The 9842-nt window shown below is 72.3% G+C and carries 6 protein-coding genes; 5 read left to right on the forward strand and 1 reads right to left on the reverse strand.

The window, feature by feature from the left end; all coding sequences use genetic code 11:
* Window positions 1-80 precede the first annotated feature (80 nt).
* Window positions 81-1316, forward strand: coding sequence for an alginate lyase family protein (locus E1283_RS24490; protein ID WP_132820304.1), 1236 nt, complete (start codon window positions 81-83; stop codon window positions 1314-1316).
* A 65-nt stretch (window positions 1317-1381) separates the two neighbouring features.
* Here E1283_RS24490 and E1283_RS24495 read toward each other — a convergent pair whose 3' ends face one another.
* Window positions 1382-3196 carry a glycosyl hydrolase family 28-related protein gene (locus tag E1283_RS24495; protein WP_132820305.1) on the reverse strand — a complete coding sequence of 605 codons (1815 nt, stop codon included), beginning with the start codon at window positions 3194-3196 and terminating at the stop codon, window positions 1382-1384.
* Window positions 3197-3397: 201 nt separating this feature from the next.
* On the opposite strand from E1283_RS24495, the gene E1283_RS24500 reads away from it, so the two are divergent.
* The 4 genes from E1283_RS24500 to E1283_RS24515 form a co-directional block, all read left to right on the forward strand.
* Window positions 3398-4057: a ThuA domain-containing protein gene (locus E1283_RS24500; RefSeq protein ID WP_132820306.1), complete on the forward strand. Its 660-nt coding sequence runs from the start codon at window positions 3398-3400 to the stop codon at window positions 4055-4057.
* Complete coding sequence (locus E1283_RS24505; RefSeq protein ID WP_132820307.1) at window positions 4042-5151, forward strand: Gfo/Idh/MocA family protein; 1110 nt, start codon at window positions 4042-4044, stop codon at window positions 5149-5151. Before E1283_RS24500 ends, E1283_RS24505 begins: the two co-directional genes overlap by 16 nt.
* Before the next feature lie 229 nt (window positions 5152-5380).
* On the forward strand, window positions 5381-8506 hold the full coding sequence (locus E1283_RS24510; protein ID WP_243745071.1) for a ThuA domain-containing protein: 3126 nt from the start codon (window positions 5381-5383) through the stop codon (window positions 8504-8506).
* Between the two features lie 98 nt (window positions 8507-8604).
* The coding region (locus tag E1283_RS24515; RefSeq protein WP_243745072.1) for a glycoside hydrolase family 99 protein at window positions 8605-9842 on the forward strand (1238 nt) is incomplete at its 3' end.

Genomic DNA, 9842 nt, shown 5'->3' on the forward strand with positions numbered 1-9842 from the left:
CACCCAGCCCGCATCGGAGGGCGACCACACCCCCACCCCCGTGTCGCCGGCCCGCCGGCGACATCCGAAAGGGGCCCCACATGTCCGACAGACCCACCCGCAGGATCCTGATCGTCCTCGTCGCCGCGCTCGCCCTGCTCGCCGCGCTGCCGTTCGGCGCCGGCGAGCGCGCCAGGGCCGACGCCGGGGCCGACGCCCGGCCCGGCCCCGCGCCGGCCACCGCGGCCGCCCCGGCCACCTTCGCCCACCCGGGCGTGCTGGTCGGCGAGGACCAACTCGACTTCGTCCGCGACCGGGTGGCGGCCCGCGCCCAGCCCTGGGCGGCGGCGTTCGACCAGATGATGGCCTCCCGCTACGCCTCGCTCTCCCGAGCCCCCAGCCCGCGCCAGATCGTCGAGTGCGGCTCGTACTCCAACCCCAACAACGGCTGCACCGACGAGCGCGAGGACGCGATCGCCGCCTACACCACGGCGCTCGCCTGGTCCCTCACCGGCGACAGCCGGTACGCGGAGAAGTCGATCGAGATCATGGACGCCTGGTCGGCGGTGATCCGCGACCACACCAACAGCAACGCCCCGCTCCAGACCGGCTGGGCGGGCTCGGTCTGGCCGCGCGCCGCCGAGATCATCCGCTACGCGTACGGCGACTGGCCGGCCGCCGACCGGTTCCGCACCATGCTGCGCGACGTCTATCTGCCGGAGGTCATCGGCGGCTCCCGCAGCAACGGCAACTGGGAACTCACCATGATGGAGGCGGCGATCTCCATCGCCGTCCACCTGGAGGACCGATCCGCCTACGACACGGCGGTCAACCGGTTCCTGACCCGGGTCCCCGCCTTCGTCTACCTGACCTCCGACGGCGCCCTGCCGGAGACCGTTCCGGGCGACGGCCGCGACACCGAGGCGGAGATCATCGCGTACTGGCACGGCCAGACCACCTTCGTGAACGGCCTGGCCCAGGAGACCTGCCGGGACTTCACCCACACCGGATACGGCATCGCGGCCATCGCGCACGTCGCCGAGACCAGCCGCATCCAGGGGGAGGACCTCTACCCGCGCCTCGCCGACCGGCTGCGCCACGCCCTCGGCTTCCACTCCGGCTACCAGCTGGGCAACGCGGTGCCCGGCTGGCTGTGCGGCGGCTCCGTCACCACCGGGCTCGGCCCGGTCACCGAGGTCGGGTTCAACGCCCTGAACAACCGCATGGGCTACGCCATGACCAACACCCAGGCCCTGACCGAGCGGCAGCGCCCGGCCGGCACCAACAACCTCTTCGTGGCCTGGGAGACCCTCACCCACGCCGAGAACCCCTACTGATCCGGCGCCCCGGCCGGTCGCGTGCCCCGTGGGGCACGCGACCGGCCGGGCCGTGGCCGAGGCGGTCAGATCGGGAAGGTGCCGGACGAGTCGTTCCGGATCGCGACCTGGCCGGGGCGCAGGTTGCTGATCGTGTTGCCGGAGAAGTTCCCCGAGCCGGTCACCCCCGAGGTGATCCAGATGCCCTGGGCGGCCGGGCCGTCGATGGTGTTGTTCGACAACGTCACATTGACGCGCGTCCGGTCGACGAAGAGGCCCGCGCGCAGGGCCCCGCGCATCATGTTGCCGCTCAGCGTGACGTTGGTGTAGGCGGTCGGGAAGTGCGAGGTGGCGGGCGGCGAGCTGATCCGCACGCCGTGCCGGACGCCGTTCCAACCGCCGCCGCCGTTCAGGACGTTGCCGCTGACGGTGGCGGACTCCAGCGGGTGGCCGCTGTCGCCGAACACGCCGATGTCCAGGGCGCTGTTCGACGACACGCTGTTCACCAGGTTGCCCCGCATCTCGATGTCCCGGCCGCCGGCGATCCGCAGTCCGTTGGCCCACCAGGGCGCGACCGCCGTGTTGTCGAGCACCCGCGCCCCGCTCAGCTGGCCGTTGGTGCCGCTGGCGCCGGCGTCGGAGTACACCGCGAAGGAGTCGTCGCCCGACCCCCGGACGAAGTTGTTCTGCACCGTGATGTCGCGCCCGAGGCGGTCGGGGTGCGGCGTGTTGCCGTTGTTGATGTTGAAGCCGTCGCCGTAGCTGTCCGAGCTCCGGCTGTCGCGGGCGACGCCGTTGCTGCCGGACAGCCAGTTGGCGTCGGTGTGCCGGGTCCAGATCCGGTCGATCAGCCAGCCGCCCGCCCCGCTGGCGTTGACGCCGTAGTCCGAGCCGCCGCTGCCGCCGACACCCCGCCAGACGGCGTTGCTGTCGATCTGGACGTCGCTCAGCGTGGTGCCGGAGCCCACCAGGATCTGCGAACGCCAGGAGACGGCCGGCAGCGGAACCCTGCGGTAGAGGGTCGTGTGCCACATGCCGGCGCCCCGCACCGTCACGCCGGTGAGGTCCAACGGCCTGGAGACCAGGCTGTTGGTCAGATAGGTGCCCGGTGGGATCCACACCGACATGCCGCGGCCCCGGGCGGCGTTCACCGCGTTCTGGATGGCGACCGTCGAGTCGGTGCCGAAGTTCGGGTCCGCGCCGTAGTCCAGGACGGAGAGCGAGTTCGCCGGCCGGGTCCTGGCGGCACCGACGTTCTCCAGGTCGACGGAGTCGATGTCGTAGACGGCGGCCGTGTTGGCACTGTCCTTCTGGAGCCTGATGGTGCTGCCGGGGGCGATCGGCGCGCCCGTGACCCGCACCGGGAAGTCGTTGTAGAAGTGGTAGGGCTGGCCGCCGGCGTTCGGGTCGTCCGGATGGGTGGTCGCGTCGCGGTAGTTCCACGACTGGCGCGAACTCAGCGTGATCGCCTGCCGGAACGTGCCGTTCACGTACAGGTTCAGCGTCGCCGTGATGCCGCCGCCCTGTGGCGCGTCCGGGATCGAGGCGCGCACCACGAGGGAGTTGGCGTTCGCGCCGGTGTCGTTGCGCAGCGTCACCGAGTCGCCGTTGGCCCGCAGTTCGACGAGCGCGTAGCCCGACGCCTCGGTCTCCAGGGAGGCCGCGGTCGGCGCCGCCGCCCCCGGGGTGAGGGAGCGGACGCGGGCGCCGCCGCCGAGGGTGCCGGACTCCGCCTCGACGGTCACGAAGGGCGTGGTGGCGCCGGCCGCGGCGGCCGCCGGGGCCGGGGAGTCGAGGGGGGCGGCGGCGCTCGCCCGCCCCTCGTGGCCCGGCAGGCCGGTCAGGGCGCCGGCGGTCAGCACCGCCACGCCGACGAGGCCGAACAGGACTCTGCGGTACATGGGTCACCTCGTGGGGGGAGAGGAAGGGGGGGAGGAAGACCTGGTCCGCACCAGAAGCTAACGACCGCGTGCCGTGGCGGAAAGACTCGCGTAAGAAGTTTCTCAAATTGAATGATGAATAGGGGGCTCGGCGTTGACACCCTTCGGCGGCCGTTCCTAGTGTTCAGTCAACTCGATTGACCGACTTGTGGAGTTGTCACCTTGACGTCCGATTCTCGAACAGCCCTGGTGGTGCGCGGCGGTTGGGACGGCCATCGGCCCGTGGAAGCCACCGACCTCTTCCTCCCCTTCCTCGCCGAGCACGGCTTCCGGGTGCGGACCGCGGAGTCCCTCGACGTCTACGAGGACGCCGAGGCGTTGGCCGCCACCGACCTGATCGTCCAGTGCTGGACCATGGGCGAGATCACCCCGGGGCAGTGCGCCGGGCTGGCCGCCGCCGTGCGGGCCGGCACGGGTCTCGCCGGCTGGCACGGCGGCATCGTCGACGCCTTCCGCGGGAGCCTCGACTACACGCTGCTGACCGGCGGGCAGTTCCTCGTGCACCCGCCCGGCTTCGTCCACCACCGCGTCAGCCCGGTCGCCGACCACGCCGACCACCCGGTGATCGCCGGGCTCGGCGCGTTCGACGTGCACACCGAGCAGTACTGGGTGGCCACCGATCCACTGATCGACGTGCTGGCCACCGTCACCTTCGACGCCGACGAGACCCGGTCGCGCCCCGCCGTCGTCCCCGCCGTGTGGACCAGGACGTGGGGGAGCGGCCGGGTCTTCGTGTCCACCATCGGCCACAAGCTCGACGACTTCGACATACCGCAGGTTCGCACCCTCACCGAAAGAGGCATGCTGTGGGCAAGCCGCTGAACATCGGCATCGTCGGCGCGGGAGCGATCAGCGCCGCCTACCTGACGACGCTGGAACGCCTCGACACGCTGCGCGTCACCGCCGTCGCCGACCTCGACCCGGCGCGGGCCCGGCGCCTGGCCGACCAGACCCGGGGCGACGTCGCCGTCGTCGGCTCCGCCGAGGCGCTGGTGGCGCGCGACGACGTCGACGCCGTCCTCAACCTCACCCTCCCCGCCGCCCACGCCGCCGTCAGCCTGGCCGCGCTGCGGGCCGGCAAGCACGTCTACGGCGAGAAGCCCCTGGCCGCCACCCGGGACGAGGCCGACGCGGTGCTCGCCGAGGCGGCCCGGAGCGGGCTGCGGGTCGGATGCGCGCCGGACACGGTGCTGGGCACCGGCGTCCAGACCGCCCGCCGGGCGGTCGACGACGGGCTGATCGGCACGCCCGTCGCGGCCACCGCGTTCATGACCACCGCCGGGCACGAACGGTGGCACCCGGACCCGGAGTTCTACTACCAGCCGGGCGGCGGCCCGTTGCTCGACATGGGCCCCTACTACCTCTCCGCCCTCGTCCACCTGCTCGGCCCGGTCACCAGGGTCGCCGGCGCCGCCTCCCGCTCCCGGGCGGAGCGCGTCATCGGCAGCGGCCCGCGCGCGGGCACCCGGTTCCCCGTCGAGGTAGACACCCATGTGACCGGTCTGCTGCACCACGCCGGCGGCGCGGTCACCACGCTCGTGATGAGCTTCGACGTCCACGACGCGCGGCTGCCGCACATCGAGGTCTACGGCACGGCGGGCTCGCTCTCCGTGCCCGACCCGAACGGCTTCGACGGCACGACGGCCCTCGGCCGGGGCGGCGGCACCTGGGAGCCGCTGCCCACCTCCGCCGGATACCACCCCGGCGGGCGCGGCATCGGCCTGGCGAACCTGGCCGACGCCCTCGACAGCGGCCGGCCCCACCTCGCCTCGGCCGAACTCGCCGCCCACGTGCTGGACGTGATGCTCACCCTCCTCGACGCCGCGAAGGAGGGCGGCACGCTCCCCGTCACCCGCGCCGTCGAACGCCCGCCCGCCGTGACCGACCTCGTCGCCACGGACCGGCACCGGGGCTGAGCGGGCCTCCCGCGCTCGTGGCCGCGAGCCGCCGCGCGACACCTTGACCCGCTCGGCGAGCGCTTCTAACTTCCTCTATCAAGTCGATCGATTTTGTAGGCGTGTCGGGGGCCGGGTGCCCCCGGCACGCCGCCGAACGACGAACGGGGACGGGGCGCGGCGCCCGGACGACGGCGCCCGCTCCGTACGCACAGGTGCACGCCCATCCGCTTGTGAGCGAGGAGCACGCGTGAGAGTCCCGACAGTCCGTCCGTTTCGCAGACCGACCCTGCGCCTGGGAGCCGCGGCGCTGGCCATGTTCGTCGGGGCCGGCCTGGCCGTCGGCCCGGCGGCCGCCGAACCCCGCCCGGGCGCCGAGGAGTTCAGCGCCCTCGTGTTCGGCAAGACCGCCGGCTACCGGCACGACTCCATCCCGGCCGGCATGGCCGCGATCGAGGAGCTCGGCGAGGAGAACGACTTCGACGTCACCACCACCGAGGACGCGGCCGTCTTCAACGACGAGGACCTGGCCCGGTACGACGTCGTCGTCTGGCTCTCCACGACCGGCGACGTGCTCGACGACGACCAGCAGGCGGCCTTCGAGCGGTACGTCCGGGCCGGCGGCGGCTACGCCGGCGTCCACGCCGCCGCGGACACGGAGTACGACTGGGCCTGGTACGGCGGTCTGGTGGGGGCCTACTTCCAGAGCCACCCGGCCCCGGGGACCGCCACCGTCAAGGTCGAGGACCCGGCCCACCCGTCCACCGCCGACCTGCCGGTGCTCTGGGAGCGGTCCGACGAGTGGTACGACTACCGCGCCAACCCGCGCGGCGACGTGCACGTCCTCGCCTCGCTCGACGAGAACACCTACACCGGCGGCACGATGGGCGTCGAGCACCCCGTCTCCTGGTGCCAGGACTACCAGGGCGGCCGCTCCTGGTACACGGGCATGGGCCACGGCGCCGAGTCCTTCGCCGACCCGGCGTTCCTCGGGCACCTGCTCGGCGGCATCCAGACCGCCGCGGGCGCGCTCGACGCCAACTGCCACGCCTCGCTGAGCGACAGCTTCGAGCGGGTCGCCCTCGACGACAACACCAGCAACCCCATGGAGCTGGCGATCGCGGACGACGGCCGGGTCTTCTACATCGACCGCAACGGCGCCGTCCGCGTCGTGCTCACCGACGGCTCCCTCGTCACCGCCGCCACGCTGCCGGTCTACACCGGACAGGAGTTCGGCCTGCTCGGCGTCGCCCTCGACCCGAGGTTCGAGCGGAACGGCTGGATCTACCTCTACCACTCGCCCGCCGGCGACGATCCCGTCGACCGCGTCTCGCGCTTCACCGTCAGGCCCGACAGCACCCTGGACCCCGCCAGCGAGAAGGTGGTCCTGGAGATCGACGTCCAGCGGGACCAGTGCTGCCACGCGGGCGGCGCGCTGCAGTTCGACGGCGGCGGCAACCTGTACATCGCCACCGGTGACAACACCAACCCCTTCGCCTCCGACGGCTACACGCCGATCGACGAACAGGAGGGACGCGCCGCCTGGGACGCCCAGCGCACCTCCGCCAACAGCGCCGTCCTGAACGGCAAGGTACTGCGCATCACCCCGCGGCCCAACGGCGGTTACACGATCCCCAGGGGCAACCTCTTCCGGCCCGGCACCAGGGACACCCGCCCCGAGATCTACGCCATGGGCTTCCGCAACCCCTTCCGGATCGGCATCGACCCCACCACGGACCACCTGTTCGTCGCCGACTACGGCCCGGACGCCGGCGCCGCCGACCCGACCCGCGGGCCCGACGGCCGCGTCGAGTGGAACATCGTCGACGAGCCGGGCTTCTACGGCTGGCCCTACTGCGTCGGCGACAACACCCCCTATATGGACCACGACTTCGCCACCGGCACCGCCGGCGAGGCGTTCGACTGCGCCGCGCCCGTCAACGACTCGCCGAACAACACCGGCCGCACCCGACTGCCCGCCGCCGTCCCCGCCGAGATGTGGATGGGCGCGTCCAGCACCGGCGTGCCGGAGGTCGGCGGCAACGGCGCCCCGATGACCAGCGGCGCCTACGCCTACGACCCCGACCTGGACTCCGACCGCAAATGGCCGGCGTACTTCGACGGCAAGACGGTGTTCGCCGACTGGAACAACGGCCGGCTGTTCTCCGTCCAGCTCACCGAGGAGCGCGACGAGGTCGCCGACGTCTCGGCGTTCCTCCAGGGGCTGGACTTCACCCGGCCGCACGCGATGCGGTTCGGCCCCGACGGCGCGCTGTACGTGATCGACTGGGGGAGCGGCTTCGGCGGGAACAACGCCGACTCGGGCCTGTACCGCGTCGACTGGGTCCAGGGCAGCCGCGCCCCGGTCGCCAGCTTCACCGCCGACCGGACCGCGGGCCAGGCGCCGCTCCAGGTCGCCTTCGACGGCACCGCGTCGTACGACCCGGACGGCACGGCGCTCGACTACTCCTGGGATCTCGACGGCGACGGCACCGAGGACAGCACCGAGGCGACGCCCACCTTCACCTACGCGGAACCCGGCCGCTACACCGCCCGCCTCACCGTCACGGACACCACCGGCCGCACCGGCAACTCCAGCCTGGACATCACCTCGGGCAACACGGCGCCCGAGATCACCGTCCAGGCGCCGCCGGACGGCGGGATCTTCAGGTTCGGCGACACCATCGCCTACCAGGTCACCGTCACCGACGCCGAGGACGGCGAGGTCGACTGCCAGGAGGTGGTCGTGCAGCCCGGGCTCGGGCACGACGAACACTCACACGGCTACGAGCAGTACCGCGGCTGCACCGGCACCTTCCCGCTGCCCGGGGACGAGGGCCACACCGGGGCCAACATCTTCGGCACGGTCACCGTCACCTACACCGACCAGGGCGACGGTCAGGCGCCACCGCTGACGACGCAGGAGGTGATCGTCCTCCAGCCGGGCCACCGCGAGGCCGAACACTTCGACGAGACCGGCCGGGTGGCCTCGGCTCCCCCCGGCGGCACCCCGGGCGTCCAGACCGAGAACACCGGCGACTCGGCGGGCGGCGGCCAGAACATCGGGCACATCGACAACGGCGACTACTGGGCGTGGAACCCGGTCAACCTCACCGGCGTCGACGCGATCGGCCTGCGCGCGGCCTCGCCGACCCTCGGCGCCACCGTCGAGGTCCGCACCGGTGACCCGGAGGGCCCCGTCGTCGCGACCATCGAGGTCGAGCCCACCGGAGCCTGGCAGACCTACCAGGACTTCACCGGCGCGGTGAGCGGCGCGACCGCGACCACCAGCGGCCCGCTGTACTTCGTCAAGACGACGGGCGAACTCAACGTCAACTGGGTGGAGTTCGTCGGCCAGGGAATCTCCGAGCCCTGATCGGCAGAGCCGGCCCGGGCGCCGCCTCCCACCCCACAGCCGGGGCGGCGCCCGGGCCACCACCGAGCGATCACACCCCCACACGAAAGGACATCGCGATGGCCCTCACCCGTCGCACGTTCGTCACCTCCACCCTCGCCGCCGGGACCACCGCGGCCGCCGGGGCGACGCTGGGCACCCCGGCCGCCCTCGCCGCGCCCGCCCCGCTGGCCAGCCCGCCGGGCGACGTGGTCGGCAAGGTCACCGTCGGCTACCAGGGCTGGTTCGCCTGCATCGGCGACGGCGCGCCCATCAACAGCTGGTGGCACTGGTCGGCCAACGCCTCGCAGCCACCGTCGCCGACCAACACCACGATCAAGAGCTGGCCCGACGTCCGCGACTACACCCGCACCTACCCCACCGCCTACCCGAACCTCAACGGCGGTCAGCGCGCCGCGCTCTTCTCCTCCCACGACGACCAGACGGTGGACACCCACTTCCGCTGGATGCGGGAGAACGCCCACGACACCGCCGCGTTGCAGCGGTTCAACCCCAACTCGCCCGAGGGCCCCACCCGCGACGCCATGGCCACCAAGGTGCGCAGGGCCGCCGAGACGCACGGCCGGAAGTTCTACATCATGTACGACGTCACCGGCTGGACGGCCATGCAGCAGGAGATCAAGGCCGACTGGACGAACCGGATGCGCGCCCACACCGCCTCCTCCGCCTACGCGATCCAGAACGGCCGGCCCGTCGTGGGCATCTGGGGCTTCGGCTTCAACGAGAGCAACAAGGCCTGGCCGCCCGAGGTGTGCCTCGACGTCATCAGCTGGTTCCAGGCACAGGGCTGCTACGTCATGGGCGGCGTGCCCACCCACTGGCGCACCGGCACCGGCGACTCCAGGCCCGGCTTCCTCGGCGTCTACCGCGCGCTCGACATGCTCTCGCCCTGGATGGTGGGACGCATCGGCACCATCGCCGACGCCGACAACTTCTACCAGAACGTCAACCTGCCCGACCAGGCCGAGTGCGACGCGCACGGCGTGGACTACCAGCCCTGCGTCCTGCCCGGCGACCTCCAGCTCCGCCAGCGGGTCCACGGCGACTTCATGTGGCGGCAGTTCTACAACCTGTGCCGGGTCGGCGTGCAGGGCTTCTACATCTCGATGTTCGACGAGTACAACGAGGGCCACCAGATCGCCAGGACCGCCGAGAACGCCTCCCAGGTGCCCGCCGGCTCCGGCATCTGGGCCCTGGACGAGGACGGCACCCCCTGCTCCGCCGACTACTACCTGCGGCTCACCGGGGACGGCGGCCGGATGCTCAAGGGACAACTGCCCCTGACGGCGACCCGGCC

Source organism: Streptomyces hainanensis, assembly GCF_004348415.1.
GTDB lineage: Bacteria > Actinomycetota > Actinomycetes > Streptomycetales > Streptomycetaceae > Streptomyces > Streptomyces hainanensis.

Excerpts from the sequence above, each read along its gene's own strand:
- E1283_RS24495 (WP_132820305.1), bottom strand. The coding sequence starts at position 3,196 with ATGTACCGCAGAGTCCTGTTCGGCCTCGTCGGCGTGGCGGTGCTGACC.
- E1283_RS24490 (WP_132820304.1), top strand. The coding sequence starts at position 81 with ATGTCCGACAGACCCACCCGCAGGATCCTGATCGTCCTCGTCGCCGCG.